General features: G+C 40.6%; 14 protein-coding genes and 1 pseudogene. 6 read left to right on the top strand and 9 right to left on the bottom strand.

What is annotated here, in order from left to right; genetic code table 11:
- Positions 1-100 precede the first annotated feature (100 nt).
- Positions 101-1,207 carry a nitric oxide synthase oxygenase gene (locus MHI60_RS03720; RefSeq protein WP_095407953.1) on the top strand — a complete coding sequence of 369 codons (1,107 nt, stop codon included), beginning with the start codon at positions 101-103 and terminating at the stop codon, positions 1,205-1,207.
- 317 nt (positions 1,208-1,524) lie between these two features.
- Here MHI60_RS03720 and MHI60_RS03715 read toward each other — a convergent pair whose 3' ends face one another.
- The gene (locus tag MHI60_RS03715) at positions 1,525-2,922 is read right to left on the bottom strand and encodes an MFS transporter (protein WP_095407954.1); all 1,398 of its coding nucleotides are present in this window, start codon (positions 2,920-2,922) and stop codon (positions 1,525-1,527) included.
- A 117-nt stretch (positions 2,923-3,039) separates the two neighbouring features.
- Between MHI60_RS03715 and MHI60_RS03710 the strand changes: the two genes are divergently transcribed.
- Both MHI60_RS03710 and MHI60_RS03705 read left to right on the top strand, forming a co-directional pair.
- Positions 3,040-3,927, top strand: a complete 888-nt coding sequence (locus tag MHI60_RS03710; RefSeq protein WP_144472484.1) for a LysR family transcriptional regulator — start codon at positions 3,040-3,042, stop codon at positions 3,925-3,927.
- A 282-nt stretch (positions 3,928-4,209) separates the two neighbouring features.
- Positions 4,210-4,660 (top strand): annotated as a pseudogene (locus tag MHI60_RS03705) (DUF1569 domain-containing protein).
- A gap of 200 nt (positions 4,661-4,860) precedes the next feature.
- Here the strand turns inward: MHI60_RS03705 and MHI60_RS03700 are convergent.
- Positions 4,861-5,133 (bottom strand): acylphosphatase, encoded by a 273-nt coding sequence (locus MHI60_RS03700; protein WP_024426625.1) that lies wholly within the window; start codon positions 5,131-5,133, stop codon positions 4,861-4,863.
- Between the two features lie 122 nt (positions 5,134-5,255).
- Here MHI60_RS03700 and MHI60_RS03695 point away from each other — a divergent pair, with 122 nt between their 5' ends.
- Positions 5,256-5,906, top strand: a complete 651-nt coding sequence (locus MHI60_RS03695) for an MOSC domain-containing protein (protein WP_144485755.1) — start codon at positions 5,256-5,258, stop codon at positions 5,904-5,906.
- Positions 5,907-5,948: 42 nt separating this feature from the next.
- Here the strand turns inward: MHI60_RS03695 and MHI60_RS03690 are convergent, their stop codons facing one another.
- The 3 genes from MHI60_RS03690 to map form a co-directional block, all read right to left on the bottom strand.
- A complete protein-coding gene (locus MHI60_RS03690; RefSeq protein ID WP_064497716.1) occupies positions 5,949-6,086 on the bottom strand; it encodes a YflJ family protein in 138 nt (45 codons plus the stop codon).
- Positions 6,087-6,220: 134 nt separating this feature from the next.
- The gene (locus MHI60_RS03685; protein ID WP_087976421.1) at positions 6,221-6,382 is read right to left on the bottom strand and encodes a hypothetical protein; all 162 of its coding nucleotides are present in this window, start codon (positions 6,380-6,382) and stop codon (positions 6,221-6,223) included.
- A 123-nt stretch (positions 6,383-6,505) separates the two neighbouring features.
- Positions 6,506-7,255, bottom strand: a complete 750-nt coding sequence (gene map, locus MHI60_RS03680; protein WP_024424611.1) for a type I methionyl aminopeptidase — start codon at positions 7,253-7,255, stop codon at positions 6,506-6,508.
- A gap of 188 nt (positions 7,256-7,443) precedes the next feature.
- Here map and nagE point away from each other — a divergent pair, with 188 nt between their 5' ends.
- Positions 7,444-8,811, top strand: a complete 1,368-nt coding sequence (gene nagE, locus MHI60_RS03675; protein ID WP_144472480.1) for an N-acetylglucosamine-specific PTS transporter subunit IIBC — start codon at positions 7,444-7,446, stop codon at positions 8,809-8,811.
- An 18-nt stretch (positions 8,812-8,829) separates the two neighbouring features.
- Here nagE and MHI60_RS03670 read toward each other — a convergent pair whose 3' ends face one another.
- Together MHI60_RS03670 and MHI60_RS03665 are read right to left on the bottom strand one after the other, a co-directional pair.
- Positions 8,830-9,588: a DUF817 domain-containing protein gene (locus tag MHI60_RS03670; protein ID WP_144472478.1), complete on the bottom strand. Its 759-nt coding sequence runs from the start codon at positions 9,586-9,588 to the stop codon at positions 8,830-8,832.
- Between the two features lie 571 nt (positions 9,589-10,159).
- Positions 10,160-11,521 (bottom strand): DJ-1/PfpI family protein, encoded by a 1,362-nt coding sequence (locus MHI60_RS03665; protein ID WP_144485753.1) that lies wholly within the window; start codon positions 11,519-11,521, stop codon positions 10,160-10,162.
- Between the two features lie 437 nt (positions 11,522-11,958).
- On the opposite strand from MHI60_RS03665, the gene MHI60_RS03660 reads away from it, so the two are divergent.
- Positions 11,959-12,462: a DoxX family protein gene (locus MHI60_RS03660; protein WP_095407961.1), complete on the top strand. Its 504-nt coding sequence runs from the start codon at positions 11,959-11,961 to the stop codon at positions 12,460-12,462.
- A gap of 250 nt (positions 12,463-12,712) precedes the next feature.
- On the opposite strand, the gene MHI60_RS03655 is transcribed toward MHI60_RS03660, so the two are convergent.
- Together MHI60_RS03655 and MHI60_RS03650 are read right to left on the bottom strand one after the other, a co-directional pair.
- Positions 12,713-13,300, bottom strand: coding sequence for a YjgB family protein (locus MHI60_RS03655; RefSeq protein ID WP_144485751.1), 588 nt, complete (start codon positions 13,298-13,300; stop codon positions 12,713-12,715).
- Positions 13,301-13,398: 98 nt separating this feature from the next.
- The gene (locus MHI60_RS03650) at positions 13,399-15,381 is read right to left on the bottom strand and encodes an LTA synthase family protein (protein ID WP_144485749.1); all 1,983 of its coding nucleotides are present in this window, start codon (positions 15,379-15,381) and stop codon (positions 13,399-13,401) included.
- Positions 15,382-15,834: the final 453 nt, after the last annotated feature.

The raw sequence follows: 15,834 nt of genomic DNA, 5'->3' as shown, positions 1-15,834 counted from the left end.
AATGGTCGGATGATATGATAAAAAATGGTTTGAAACGAGTGAATTTATTAATAGAAACCGCTACAATGGATATATTCGTATTAAAGTGAGGCGAGTATGTTTGAGTAATCAAGAAGCGTTGTGGAATGAAGCAGAAGCTTTTATTTCTGTATGCTATGAAGAATTAAATAAGTCAAATGAAGAGAAAGCAGCACGTCTGCATGAAATAAAAAGAGAAATTGAGTCTGAAGGTATTTATACGCATACACTAGAGGAATTAGCTCACGGGGCGAAAATGGCTTGGCGCAACAGTAACCGCTGCATTGGCCGTTTGTTTTGGTCGACCTTGCACGTGCATGACTGCCGCCATGTAAAGACAGAGGATGAGGTGAAAGAGGCGCTCTTTCATCATATTGAGTATGCGACAAATGGCGGGAAAATCAAACCGTCCATCACGATCTTTCCCCCAGAGAATAACAGGCAGAAGGAAGTCGTCATTTATAATCATCAGCTCGTTCGTTATGCAGGCTATGAGACGGAATATGGCATCATCGGCGACGAGGCATCTCTTGAATTAACAAAGTTATGTGAAGCCCATGGCTGGAAAGGGGAGGGCACACATTTTGATATTCTGCCTCTCATGTTTCAGCTAAAGGATCAGCCGCCTGTTCTGTATGAGCTTCCGAAAGAAATCGTCCAAGAGGTAGAGATCACCCATCCTGAATATGATGGATTCCGAGATTTAGGACTGAAATGGTATGCAGTTCCGATTATTGCTGATATGAAATTAGAGATTGGCGGTATTCATTACAACGCTGCACCGTTCAATGGCTGGTATATGGGCACAGAAATTGGCGCCCGTAACCTAGCGGATGAAAACCGCTACAATATGCTGAAAAAAGTCGCTTCTCTTTTAGGACTGGACACAACCAAGAATTCGTCCCTTTGGAAGGATAAAGCCATTGTAGAATTGAATGTGGCGGTTCTCCATTCTTATCGCGAAGCAGGGGTAACCATTGTCGATCACCATACAGCAGCACATCAATTCAAGCAGTTTGAAAAGCAGGAAGAAAAGGCTGACCGCAAGCTGACTGGGGACTGGACATGGCTGATTCCGCCAGTATCACCAGCTGCTACCCACATATTCCACAAGCATTACGACAATACCATTGTGAAACCAAACTATTTTTATCAGGACAAGCCCTATCATGGGAAAGGAAAAGCCTAGCGAGAGCTATATGTAATGCCATAAAAAGATGGCTTTTATCATATTACACGTGTCCTCTAATATGGTGTTGAACATTTAAATTGATTAAAACAAAAGGGATAGATATCTATCCCTTTTTATTTATGATGACCACAAAAGATCTCTTCCTTACTACAACAATGGGCGAAAGTTTGCGCTCTCGCATTCCACTTCTTGATGACTTTCTCACCCTGGGGTTGTTTATCCTTTTGCATTCCCTGCCAAGTTTGATCCCATGAGGACCATTCCTTGATATTAACAGTTGTTATAACATTCAACTCCAATTTTTATTTTTTGTTTTAATTGCTTGTACTCGGTTCATCCAATTGCTCAGAATATCTGAGTCGCAGACTTATAAATACTAAGACTAATGCAATGACCGTTAGGAAAACCCCCAGCAACCGGAATCCTGTAAAGGTGAACGCACCTCCCATAATGATACCTGTCAACAGTGAAGATAAAATTGTTCCCAAGTATCTCGATGTATTAAATAGGCCAGATGCTACACCAGCAATTTCTTTTGGAGAGCTTTTAAACAAAGCTGCCTGCATACCAACAGCATTTAGCCCGTTGCTAAAACCGAATGCGGCTAACGCCAGGCACACACTGATGACTGGTGAACTTTGCGTCCATGTCACGATCCACACTGCCCCTACTACCATCAGTAATGAGGATACAATCAATGCAGGTCTGGGTCCTGATTTACCGACCCATTTCCCTGCTATTGGCGAAGCTGCAATCGAACTCAAGCCCAAAGTTAACATAAGAATCCCTGTCTGGAATTCACTGACATGACGTACCATTTGCAGGTATGATGGAATCCCAAAAAAGAGTGAATAATAAAGTAAGTTAACTAGCAAGTATTGTATATTGACCCAAGTCATCCCTGGATATTTGGCGAAGGTGCGTAAAGGAATAAATGGCGACACTGTTTTTAGCTCATGTCGTACGAATATTCCCACCGCAACGAGCCCGATTAGCACAACAACGATATTCCACATAGAGAAATGCCCAGATGATTTCGCTGCCAGCAAGCCAACTAGAAGGGCAATAAGACCCACCGCAAAGAGCAGAATTCCTGGCACATCAATCACACCCAGTAATTTTCGAAACGACATGTCATGTGAAACCGTTGCTGCTGGTCCATCATTAGGAATCATTTTCCAAGCTAATATAAAGCTCGCCACTACAAACGGGGTATTGACGATGAAGATCGCTGGCCAGTCCCACCATTGAATAAGTACTCCTCCGGCAAAAGGTCCTATAGCTGCCGCACCGGATAGGAAAATTGATAAACCTGCTAAAGCATCTGATTGCTTTTCTGTAATATGAATGCGTACTATAGCTGTTCCAACTGCAATCAGCATACTAGTTCCGATTGATTGTACGATTCTGAACACAATAAGCCATCCGAAATTTGGAGAAAACGGAGCCAAAATAGAAGAAACTAAGGATACAACAAGACCAGCCAGAAATATCTTCCTCCGGCCGAATAAATCACTAGCCTTCCCCATGACAGGTTGGGCGATAGCACTAGCGATATAAAATGAAAACACAATCCACGAAACAGCAGTAAAATCAATGCTATACACATGTTGCAACCTAGCAATAGCAACAGAAATCATTGATGAATTTAAAGGGTTTAATAATATTCCTAGTCCAACGGATATCATTAACCATCTGCTACGAGAATTCATTTTTTCTCCCCCTTTAAATTTGTTACATTGATATCTTACTTGGAATTTTACATTCATTCCAACGCATTTAAAGTTATGATATCATTGACCAAAAGGAATGATTGGAGAGAAAATGAAATGGAACTCCTTCAACTACAATATTTTCTAGAGGTAGCTCGATTAGAGCATGTAACTGAAGCTGCACGAAGCCTCCACGTTACGCAATCGTCGCTAAGCAAAACGATTCAGCGTCTGGAAGAAGATTTAGGGGTACCTTTATTTGATCGCACAGGCAGGAAACTGCGATTAAATGAATTTGGCAACAAATTCATTCGTCGCGCGGAAAGGGCTTTGTTTGAGTTGGAACAGGGAAAACAGGAGATTAGCGATTTGTCTAGAGGAGAATCTGGCACACTAAAGCTTGCGGTAACCACAGCAAGCACTTTGCCTCAGATTATGCGAGAGTTTCGTAAAAAACGTCCTAATATACAATTTCATGTGCAAATGCTGACCACACTGGAAATGGTCACGCTTTTACATCGAGGCGAAGTCGATTTTTGCTTGTCGTCCTCTCCTTTTCAAGGTGAAGACATCGAATGTCAAGTAGTCTTTGTTGATCCCATTCTTGTAGCAGTTCCTAATGGGCATCGACTGTCAGACCGAACTAGCGTATGTTTAACAGAACTTAAGGATGAATGCTTTGTCGGTGTGAAAAGAGGATACAGCACTCGTGATTTAGTAGACTCTGTATGCAAATCGGCTGGAATTGACCTTAAATATGTGTATGAGGGCGATGAACCTACACGTTTGATCAGTCTTGTAGAAGCTGAAATTGGACTTGCCTTCATACCAAGCACAGCAAAAATATCATGGGAAAAGATTAAATATTTGCAAGTTGAGAATCATGAACTTGTACGTGATATCGCTTTATTATGGCATACAAGTCGATACATGACGCAAGCTTCATTGGAATTTCGCAAGGTAGTTCTAGACTATTTTGAGGCAATATCGAACCAGTCCAATTAATCTTATGCATGACTCGTACCGATTCGATGTTATACGAGGTCTAAGTCCTAACCAGCCTCAAACATATTTCTACAAGTAGGTGGTGAACAGTTACTTGACGGAATCAATGTCCTACGCCCCCGTACGTTCTACCCTGACTGCTGATAGATTAAATCTAAATAAAAAAGTTCAACCAGAAAGTTCTGGCTGAACTATATAATACGAACGCTCCGTTGTTGAAGAAGGATTAAGTGCAGATGAAGGTGAATATAAATAATAGTCAATATGTAGGGGATTACGTTTATGAAAAATATTTTTAATCATTTATATACAGAGGAAATTTTAAACCGTATAGACAAGTTAAATCCTAATTCACAACCACAGTGGGGAAGAATGGATGTTGCTCAAATGCTAGCTCATTGCTCTTCGTTCCAAGATATAGCAATGGGGTATTCTTCTCCCCCGAGAGGTTGGTTAGGGAGGTTAATAGGAAAATTTGTAAAACCAATTTTATACAATGACAAGCCAATACCTCACAAATATGTCCACTATTCCGACCATTTTGATAACAGATAAAAAAGAATTTGATACAGAAAGAGAAAGACTGAAACAAAAAATCATTGCATTTCAAAATAATGGACCAGAGAAATGTACAACTCAACCACATCCTTTTTTCGGGAAACTTAGCTCCGAGGAATGGGGGAAAGGAATTTATAAGCACCTTGATCATCATTTAAAACAGTTTGGGGTTTAGTCATCTAAATTCCAATTTTGTGCAACAGAATTTTATTGGTACTGCTATTACACTATCCTGCTCGGTTAGCTTAAGGTAAGCTTTTCACTATACCAATTTTCTCTAAACGTCTTATTCAACAATCTGGTCGGATTGCTGAATAAGGAAAAATCCTGCTAACTATCATGAATAGGAATAATGTTTACATATAGCTAGGTTTTTTATGATCGTATTCGAAAATCTTGATAATGAGCCAGCTCAGTGAGCGGCTCCATTTGCATGTCGGTGACTTTTGAAAAAGGACTTCCTTTACGGACAGTCTCTAAGAAATCAATCACTTTCTGCTGCTCACCCTCTACCTTTAACTCGACATGACCTTCATCTGTGTTGCGTACCCAGCCTTTCATTCCACGATTGACGGCTTCTCCCTGAACAAAATAACGAAAGCCGACTCCTTGTACACGTCCTTTTACAATGGCGTGATAATGAATCATGGTCATCACTCCTTTTTTCACATCGTACCATAGCCTGCATCTGATCTTCACGCATCGACTATGATTTGATTGTCAAACGATGTAAAATAAAAACCAGTAGACAACCAAAGGAGATGGCCATCGTGGGACAAAAGAGATACGACATAGAAGGAATCCAAGTGGGACAACCTATCATTACCTATGCGAACGGAAAAGAAATCAAAACAGCCATCAACAAAAAGCGCATTCATGAGCCTGTGTATTTAAGTCAGGTCAATTTTGAAGGAGATGGACAAGGGGATTTGGTTCATCATGGGGGCTATGATAAAGCCGTCTGCATCTTTCCGTATGATCATTATGCTCACTTTGAACAATTTTTAGGGGTTCCATTACAGGAAGCCGCCTTTGGCGAGAATGTAACAGTACGCCAGCTAGTTGAGACGAATGTGCGTATTGGCGATGTGTTTCAACTTGGAGAAGCACTTGTTGAGGTGAGCCAGCCAAGACAGCCTTGTGTGAAATTATCTCTTAAGCATGGCAACATGAAGCTTGTAAAGGAAGTACAGAAAACAGGATATACAGGCTTTTATTTACGTGTACTGAAAGAAGGTATGGTGCCGCCTGATGCAGCGCTTGTATTAGTAGAAAAAGCATCCCATCAGATTACGGTCCATGAGGTCAATGAAGTCAAATATCGTCAAACAAGTCCAGAGAGACTAAAAGCTGTTCTTGAAGTAGATGCTTTAGCAGATGTGGTGAGGAAGTCTTTAGAAAAACGAATTCAGCACATTTAAAAAAAGCCGTACATCATCTTAAGATGTACGGCTTTTCAGCGCTTATGAGCTGCGTTTCTTTTGCTCAAGAAGATTTGCAAGGAAATATGTTTTTAAGCTTTGAAGCTTTCTTCCTTCATGCTTGGTCACACCAAGCTTCTTTAATTCTTCGACATACCAGCCTTTGCTACCATAATGCATGATAGAAAACTCCTTTCAATTGAAGCTGCCTGCATTGTAACATCTCAAAAAAGGACGTGAAAAGTGTGCAGGTATCAAGAAATGAAAACTGATTCTATCTGCCTATGATCCATGTATATGCTGGAAATATTGATTTATGAATTTGGCGGGTTGAGGGTAACGAGGATCATGCCGACCGTCATAATCATGATGATAACACCAAGATAGGTCATCATGGATTGTTTTTTCTTAATCCCTACAACCGTTAAGATAATACTTTCGATGAAAAAGATAACACCTATGATGATGAACCACATATCAAATAAGACCCCTTTCGCATATCTTTGCCTATTTTACCACAGGCATTTTTGTTTAGTCGTGACAGATTCGTGAAACGGGCATGAAAAAATCCCCTCCAGTGAAGAAGGGGACACGCTTGCTTACAGCTTTGTTAAAATAATCGGTTCGTCTTTTGTGATCACAATCGTATGTTCAATCTGTGCGACTAGACTTTTATCTGGTGTTTTAAATGTCCAGCCATCATCAGCTTGATAAATTGATTCAGCATTTGTTGAAATGAAAGGTTCAAAGGCAATGACTGTGCCATTTTTAAACAAAGCATTATCGAATGGATCATAGTAGTTCAAAATATGGTTAGGTGCTTCATGCAGATTTTTCCCAATGCCGTGTCCTGTTAGGTTTTTAATAACGGTAAATCCTTGTTCTTTCGCCGTATTGTACACCGCACGGCCAATTTGGTTTTGTCTTTTACCGGCTTTTGCATGCTTTAATCCTTCAAGGAACGCATCTTCTGCACACTTACATAATGCTTCAAGACGAGCATCACCTGTTCCTAAAACAAAAGAAATGCCTGTATCGGAATAATATCCGTCAAGCTCTGCTGAGATATCAATGTTCACGAGGTCGCCCTCTTGTAAAATGGTTTTTTCACTAGGGATACCGTGTGCAACTTCATCGTTTACACTGATACAAGTGGTACCAGGGAAGTCATATTCCTTTTCAGGTGCTGAATTGGCACCGTGCTCTTCTAATATTTTTTTCCCAATCAAATCTAATTCTTTTGTAGACATGCCTGGTTTCGCTTGGCTTTTCATTTCTTCTCTTGCCAAAGCGACAATTCGGCCGACTTTTTTTAAGGCTTCTAACTCATGATCATGTTTGACAATCACTGTTCATTCCCGCTTTCTATATCTTCATTCTATTCAATAGCTTACCACATTTTACGCAAAAAGAGTAAAGAGCGGAATTCAAATGGATGTGGACAAATTGGTATAGATAACTAGACGTGCATATGATATATTTTTTATGAACATCATGAACGATTTAGTCATGATGATGACAAAGGGGGAGAAGTCAGATGGTGTTTCAGTTTTTTCAAAAGCTAGGAAAATCATTTATGCTTCCAATCGCTGTACTTCCAGCAGCAGGGATTATTTTGGCCATTGGGCGTGAGGATGTATTCAATATCCCGTTTATTTATGAGGCAGGGAATGCAATCTTTGCGAACTTGGCTTTAATTTTTGCAATGGGTGTAGCGATTGGTATTTCAAAGGATGGGAACGGGGCAGCGGCATTATCAGGTGCGATTTCTTATTTTATTTTGTCAGCCGGTACAACGTCGATCAACTCAACTAACAATATGGGGGTATTGGGCGGTATTTTATGCGGGCTTTTGGCAGGTTATGTTTACAATAAATTTAAGGATACGAAACTGCCGGAATACTTAGGTTTCTTTAGCGGAAGGCGGCTTGTGCCTATTATGACGGCACTTTTCACCATTCTATTAGCAGCCGTTTTCGGATATGTATGGCCGCCGATTCAAAGTGTAATCAATGATTTAGGAGAATGGATTTTAAGCCTTGGTGCAACAGGTGCAGGGCTGTTTGGTTTCTTTAACCGATTGCTTATTCCATTGGGACTTCATCATGTATTAAATAATTTATTTTGGTTTCAATTTGGTGAATTCAACGGGGTAACAGGGGATTTAGCGCGATTCTTTAAAGGAGATCCAAGCGCGGGTGTCTTTATGACCGGATTCTTCCCAGTGATGATGTTTGGTCTGCCAGCGGCATGTCTAGCCATGGTGGTAACTGCAAAACCTGAGAAACGAAAAGCAACAGCTGGTCTGATGATTGGGATGGCACTTACATCATTTATAACAGGGATCACTGAACCAATTGAATTTTCTTTTATGTTTTTATCACCACTTTTATATGGTGTCCATGCTATTTTGACGGGACTTTCGCTTTTTATTGTGAATACCCTTGGGATTCATAGCGGTTTTGCCTTTTCAGCAGGTGCGATTGATTACGTCTTAAGCTTCGGCATTGCGCAAAAGCCGATCTTGCTTCTTGTAGTAGGAATCATTTATGGCGTCGTGTACTTTGTCGTTTTCTATTTCCTCATTAAACTATTAAAGCTGAAAACACCAGGCAGGGAAGATGATGACATGGAAGATATCGCAGCAGATGATGTGGTGACGGCAGGAGGAGCGAGTATGCTCGTAGAGGGACTTGGCGGCAAAGGCAACATCACCACGATTGATCATTGTGCCACACGTCTTCGCTTAACAGTAGAGGATACAAATTTATTAAATGAAGGTACATTGAAAAAAGCAGGTGCCAAAGGGGTGCTGACTTCTGGAAAAACATCCGTACAAATTATTATTGGAACAAATGTAGAATTTGTCGCAGATGATCTCCGTAAGGAAGTCGATCGAGATTAAAAAAAACGTTCAGCCAGGTCAAATGGGCTGAACGTTTTTTTGTTTTCGCTGTTCGATCACTAGCACAATACTGATCACAACGAGTAAGAACCATGAGCTAATTTTCCCTAGATGAACAATGGACCAAGCATGCTGCTGATTTGGATATTGCCAGGCGCCTAAAAAGGTGGTGACATTTTCGGCAATCCAAATAAAAAAGCCAATCAGGAGAAATGAAACAACAAGCGGCATTCGAAAGGAAGATGGACCAACCCGAAACGAAACCGATGTTTTCCGAAACACAACAACAAGCAGACATGTCAGCCACCATCTGACATCATAGAGCCAGTGATGCGTAAAGAAATTGAGATAAATGCACAAACTGATGCCAATTGAAAGAAATGGATGAGGCCAGTCGGCCACTTTTACATGAAGTCGTGAAAATGCCTGATAAATATAACTAGCCACACTTGCATACATAAAGCCGCTATAAAGTGGAACCCCAAATATTTTTGTATAAGCTTCTTCTGGATAGGACCAAGAGCCCATATGTACTTTATACACTTCTAAACAGATTCCTATGAGATGAAATAGACAAATGACCTTTAGCTCCGCCCAAGTCTCCAGCCGCAGCGTCAGCATCAGGATCTGAGCCACAAGACAAAGCAGTAAAATGAAATCATACCGGTGAAGAAAAGGAATAGACACCGTCTTTGATAGGGCAAGCGCCGCAAAGATCATGACGGGGAATAGACATGAGATGGCCTGTAAATAAGCAAAATGAAATAGTGTTTTCATACAAAATTAAACCCCTTTTCACTGTCTGAAATGACTTAGACGGTTTCAGCAAGGGAAAAGTTTACCTCTATGAAGCAGAAAGAACAAGATAAGATGAATTCTGGTGGTGACCTGTTCAGTTTTGACTCAGCTCAAAGAACACCCTCTTAATAGAGGGCGTTTTTATAAAGTTTAATCAAAAATACCTCATAAACCCTTATTTTACGATAAATTAGAAGAATCCATTTTGAAAAAAGTTTGATCAAAATGGATTCTTCTCGAGCATATTTAAGTTTTGGTTTTATAAAAAAGTTTGATCATTTTCTACCTTTGATCTTAAATAATAGCGCCCTTTAATGGAATAACTGGAATATGGGCTTAGTCCTAAAATTACTCATAGCTTGTTGAACTATCGGTACTCGTTTGTTTAATAATGAATTTAATTAATTTATAGTAATCAACCATGACGACTTTAAAAGCATTATCAATCTCATTTTTCCTTAAAAAATCCTAAATAGATTGTGCTTCTTCTTCCTAATCTGGTCCAAACATGTATAAATCATTCCAAACTGTGATGCTTTTGCTTTCTGTTTTATTCGCGAACAGTCTTTCTTCTTACGAAACGTCTTTCTACCAAATATACGACGAACATAGACAACAAGCCGACAGCGATCGGTATGCCGAACGCTTCGTACGAAAATGGTGCTCCTTTAAGCTTAAGCTGGCTTGTGGCGCGGTACTCGAGCCGCTTGGCGGCGAATTTCGCCGTCAAGATATCTTCTTGCTTCGCCAAATCTTCAAACGCAGGTTCCATCGCGAACCGCTCTGGCGAATCACTGTGCAGGAAAAGCTGCTCAGCCTTTCCTCCGTTCACATTCCAGCTTCGGATATCATCTGCAGCGCGCGTCTTAACGTCCGGCCCCACAAAAATCATTTTGTCGAGTTTTGGAGCATCCTCTATTTGATATCGGGCGATCAGTTTCAGACCGTGTCGAGTAACAACCGGCTCGCGTTTGTTGGATATCGTCAATGTTGTTGTCGTTCCGGAAGCCCCGTACGTGTCAAAAGCCGAGGATAACATCAGCTCGTCGGCACCGTCATACAGCAGGACCCCGTTCTTTTTCTTGCTCCATTGAAATGCATTGTTCAAAATATAGACGATATCGCTCAATCCGGCCGTGAAAGGCTCCATTTGCGGATGCTGAACAAAATCGTAGGAAGGGTAATTCATTTCCTTCGCCACTTTCTCCGCTACAGGATCTCCCATTTGCTGGGATATAACATACAGCGTGGCATCAATCCCCGAAGTCAGGCCGGCCGAGGAGACTATGTTACCGTCATGCACGTAACGCTGATCCCTTTTCCAAGTAATCTCGGTATATTTCTTTTCCAATCTGCCGATATCTCCCCAATGTGTTGCTGCAGATTTTCTGTTCAGCAGGCCGGTATCCGCCAAATTTTCCGCCCCATTGCAGATGGACAACAATGTCGTTTCCTTGCCGGAGTGCTTCTTTATCCAATCGCGGACGGGCTTGTATTTCGCTTCATCCAAAATCGGCATGAAAGGGATCACGATTATATCCGGACTTTTGCCTGTCAATTTGTCCAACTCGTCGAAAGAGTAATGCGGTACGACATCAAGCCCGCCCGTCAACGATTTTATGTTTTTGTTGGGAGCTGCCGCAAACACATTATACGAACCTGTCATGGAGAACATTTCGTATGGTACGAGAAAATCAAACACCTCGGTTACTTCATTCGCCAAAATAACGACCACTGTTGGCTTTTTCGAATCATAGTCAGGAGTTTGGATGCTTTGTAGAGAAGCAGGAACTGGCTTATCATAAACCGACATAGCCTCCTGCATCGTGCTCATGAAACCGATCGCTCCGGTTCCTCCAACAACCAGAACGAAAACGCATACATACACGATGAAACGCCATACTTTATTCAATCATCTTCTCTCCCTTAATTTTCTCTAGTTAATTTTGAAGTGTTACTTACTTCGATAATAAAGAAAGAAGGAAATTGAATAAACCCGCCCGAGGCTTATATTTTCTCTGACTAAGGTCTTAGTAAAGGACCTTTTTCTCGAACAGCAGACGAAAGCTTCTTTTAAAATATTAACTGACCGCACTTTTCTGAATATGACTCGACCGTTCTATTCCCACAGCGCCGAAGAAGCATGGTCTGTACATGGTAGAACGCTTTTGCCGCTGAATTTCCTCCATAATAAGAAAGTTGTTTCTTTTGAGATTAGGAAAAATTAGATATTCATGAACAATTTGTGAATATGTATGTGAAAAAGATCACAAATTAGATATAACATAGTATAATAAGATCATAAAGAAAATGTGAAATATTTCACATATATTAAAAGGAGGCAACATCATGTTTACAAAATTCTTACAAACGAATGTATGGGCAGCCGTTATCCTTTTGGCAGCAAGACTTTATATCGGATGGACTTGGCTGACATCTGGTATTGGAAAACTAACAGGTGGATTTGATGCATCAGGCTATTTGCAATTTGCGATATCTGAACCTGTCGTCAAAGATGGTCATCTTGTGTATCCGTTCTATGTATGGTTTTTAGAAAATGTCGCTTTGCCGAATGCCGGACTATTCAGTGCCATGGTCATGTGGGGAGAAATCTTAGTAGGCCTAGGATTAATTGTTGGATTGTTTACAACAACGGCAGCCTTTTTTGGAAGCGTGATGAATGTCTCTTTCTTACTAGCTGGAACTGTCTCTGTGAACCCGCTGCTTCTGCTCATAGCCATCGTTATCATGGCAGCGAAAGGGAATGCAGGCAAATTTGGACTTGATTATGTCGCAGGTCCAGTCCTCAAAAGAACTATGAAAAGAAAGCCGCAGTTAGAAGTGGCATCATAATAAAGAAAAGCATCCTGAGCACAAGCTCAGGATGCTTTCAGCGTGTAGGCAAACCCTCGCATTCGGTGTCAGGTCTGCGCTTCGGTGCTCACGAATGTCAAATTCGCTCCGCTCCGGTGCTCGTCCTTCCTAGACTGCAAAGGTTTTCTATCACGCTGAAAGGAAGACAAAGGGCTAAAATAAAGATCATTTTAGCCCTTTGTCAACAATCTAAAAGCATCCTGAGCACAAACTCAGGATGCTTTTTTATTTAAGAATCGGCTTTAATGAGATTGATATGCAGGACGGTGAGCTCATGCTGACTCATTTCTGGATCATGGCCCACGATAAATTCGAGTTCATAATCACCGGTTCGATACACATATTTTTTTTCTTTTGTCTGCGGAATGGTGCTCACTGAATCCGCTGGTCCAAGCTGTTTCTTTAGTAACGAAGGGGTCATACCGCCGATATTCGTTTCTTTTTCTACATTTGTACCGAAATAACGGATTTCATCAATTTTGCCTTTTGCATCATAGTGAAAAGCAAATCCGGGATTCCCCATTTCAGCATGATACAAATCAAAGCTGCTTTGACCTGTTTCTGGATATGGATTTCCGAGCTGATGATGAACGTCTTTTTTTGTTTGAACGCCTATTTTCAGCCCCTGAGCATAGTAGGGCATTTGTCCTTTATGTGCCAGCTTATAAATGCTGTTAAGCGCGGCTTTTGGACCTTGAGGAACGGATTGTTCTGCTGCTGGTTTGGCCATGGCGTGTGCTGAGACCGCAGGGCTGAAACCGAATAGGGCAGACGAAGCAAGTGAGGCAGTCACGACAAAAGCTGATGTTTTCTTCATGATAAATCCCTCCTTCTTCTCCTATACCCGGAGTAATCATGATCAAACGTAAAAAGAACCAGCTGATCAAGGATCGGCTGGTTCATAGCATGAGAAAGTTATTTTGAAGAAGAGCCGGATTCATCTTTGGCGGAAGAGGAATCCTTTTCATCCTGTACTTTCTTTGTATAGTCATAGTCGTTGCGTTCAATTGGTGTAAAGCCTTTAGGCTTGTAGAAACGGAGTAAATCTTCGGTGACAATCTTATCAGATGTCTCCAGCATCTTTTTCACCGTTTCATTTTCTTGTGATGCCTTGTCAGTTGGCTCGATTTTCTCGCCTGTTTTGTTGCTGTAATAGTTATTGCCTACTTTTGTGTAGTCTTTAGACACGAAGTCACCGTTTCTAAATGGCACAAGCTCTTTAAAGTTCTTCGATAAGATATCAGAACCAGACATTAAATAGTTCTTCGTATCATCGCCAAGCAGGTGCAGAAGGGTTGGTGCGACATCGACTTCACCAGAGTATTTATGAATCTGTCCGCCTTTTACGCCAGGAACATGGATAAAGAGCGGCACACGCATGAGCTGCGCATTTTCATAATCTCCAATTTTTTGTCCTGTCACTTTTTCCATCGCTTCATTATGGTTTTCAGAAATGCCGTAATGATCTCCGTACATAATGACGACTGTATTGTCATAGAGACCTGACTTTTTCAAATCGTTGAAGAACTGTTCAATCGCTTCATCTAAATAATGAGCCGATTGGAAATAGTTATCGACGACAGAATCTCCGAAGTCGCCAGGTTCGAAATCAGTATCACCTTCATCCATTCCAAATGGGAAATGGTTCGATAATGTAATGAATTTCGAATAAAACGGCTGCTTCATGTTTTTAAGGATTGGCATGGATTCTTTGAAGAACGGTTTGTCTTTCAGTCCATAGTTCTTCGTATCCTGCTCGTTCATATCGTAGTACTCAGAATCGTAAAATCTGTCATATCCAAAGGACTTAAACATTTCATTCCGGTTCCAGAAGGTTTTCGTATTGCCATGGAATTCTGCTGACGTATATTGATCCTTCTTCAAAATACCAGGCAGTGCTTGATATGTGTTTTGCGCTTTGTTAATAAAAACAGAGCCCTGTGATAATGGGAATAATCCAGTATCCATCATAAATTCAGCATCAGACGTTTTTCCCTGACCTGTTTGATGGAAGAAGTTATCAAAGTAAAACGTTTTGTTGTCGTGTGCCAATGAATTGAGGAATGGCGTTACTTCTTTTCCATTCACCTTATAATCAATGACAAAGTTTTGCAGTGATTCAAGAGAAATGGTAATGACGTTCATGCCTTTCGCTTTCCCGTAATAAGCCGGGTTAGGATCAGCACTGTTCGCTTTTAAATAGTTCTCTACATCTGTCACGTCATTTGAATTTGCAAGAGCACGCTGGCTGTTTGATTTCACATTTTGAATGGCATCAAACACAGTAAAGTTATAAGCACCTAAATATTTAACTAAATAATTACGGTCGAACGATCTTGATAAAAGCTCTGGTCGATCGATTTCTGCAGCAACTAAGTTTAAAACAAAGATCACAACAGAGGACACAAGGACGAGTCTAAACGATTTTGACTTTTGAACAGGTACAGTGGCTGTACTTGTTTGCTGCTGCCTTTTCATGCGGACTGCAAGTACGATCAAAATGATTGTATCAATAAAGTAAAACACATCAGTCCAACGCATGAGTGAAAATGCACTATCACCTAATTGTCCGCCATTCGTTCCTGCCTGCATCACTGTGGGCAGCGTGATAAAGTCATTGAAGAATCGATAGTACACGATGTTTGCGTATAGTAAAAAAGACATGAAAAAGTGAATCACAATGATAGCGGCAGGCTGCCATTTTTTCTTGAACAATAAAGCAAAGCCAAGAAAGAACAAGCTGGAGCTAATAGGATTCACGAAAAGCAAAATATGCTGAAGCACATTTGATATACCAAGTTTAAATTCGATTAAATACGCTGAATACGTTTTGAGCCATAGTAAGATGGCTGCAACCAGAAAGAAGCCGAGACCTCTTTTTTGAATAAATGTTTTCATATAAACACTCCTTTTCTCCGTTAAACGGAAGAGGCGGAACGAAAGAAAACGAACCATTAGAATATACCACGAAATGCACAAATAGAAAAGTCATAACCGGTGAAGAGCCTTTGCAAGCCTGTCCGAGCAATAAAAGGAGAGAAAATGAAAATATTCGCCCATCGAAAAACTTTTTATGAAAATCGACCTATTATTGACAGAAAATTCAGTAATTTTCCAGTTGCTATATCAATAAAACAGGTAAAAAGACACAAGTCTAAAGAATTAATTTGATTTCTACAATGGTCATTTAGAGAGTATTTCCATTGTTTATTAATGTTTATGCAGGTTAAGCAAAAAAAATGATCCTTGGAATGGATCAAAACCATGGATAAAAATTCCTCTTGTATGATATATCAATATATTTTTGTGTTTCATGAACATAATGGTTTTGATGTGTTTTTTAAGGGTTTC

The sequence above is a fragment of the Bacillus sp. FSL K6-3200 genome (genome assembly GCF_038630485.1).
Classification (GTDB): domain Bacteria; phylum Bacillota; class Bacilli; order Bacillales; family Bacillaceae; genus Bacillus; species Bacillus safensis.
The sequence above is the reverse complement of the archived record's forward strand: the minus strand, read 5'-3'. Positions and strand labels throughout refer to the sequence as shown.

Bases quoted from the DNA above. Each gene is read 5' to 3' on its own strand.
- MHI60_RS03670 (WP_144472478.1), bottom strand. From the start codon at position 9,588: ATGAAAACACTATTTCATTTTGCTTATTTACAGGCCATCTCATGTCTA.
- MHI60_RS03710 (WP_144472484.1), top strand. From the start codon at position 3,040: ATGGAACTCCTTCAACTACAATATTTTCTAGAGGTAGCTCGATTAGAG.
- MHI60_RS03715 (WP_095407954.1), bottom strand. From the start codon at position 2,922: ATGAATTCTCGTAGCAGATGGTTAATGATATCCGTTGGACTAGGAATA.
- MHI60_RS03700 (WP_024426625.1), bottom strand. From the start codon at position 5,133: ATGATTCATTATCACGCCATTGTAAAAGGACGTGTACAAGGAGTCGGC.
- MHI60_RS03660 (WP_095407961.1), top strand. From the start codon at position 11,959: ATGTTTACAAAATTCTTACAAACGAATGTATGGGCAGCCGTTATCCTT.
- nagE (WP_144472480.1), top strand. From the start codon at position 7,444: ATGGTGTTTCAGTTTTTTCAAAAGCTAGGAAAATCATTTATGCTTCCA.
- MHI60_RS03690 (WP_064497716.1), bottom strand. From the start codon at position 6,086: ATGCATTATGGTAGCAAAGGCTGGTATGTCGAAGAATTAAAGAAGCTT.
- MHI60_RS03685 (WP_087976421.1), bottom strand. From the start codon at position 6,382: ATGTGGTTCATCATCATAGGTGTTATCTTTTTCATCGAAAGTATTATC.
- MHI60_RS03655 (WP_144485751.1), bottom strand. From the start codon at position 13,300: ATGAAGAAAACATCAGCTTTTGTCGTGACTGCCTCACTTGCTTCGTCT.
- MHI60_RS03650 (WP_144485749.1), bottom strand. From the start codon at position 15,381: ATGAAAACATTTATTCAAAAAAGAGGTCTCGGCTTCTTTCTGGTTGCA.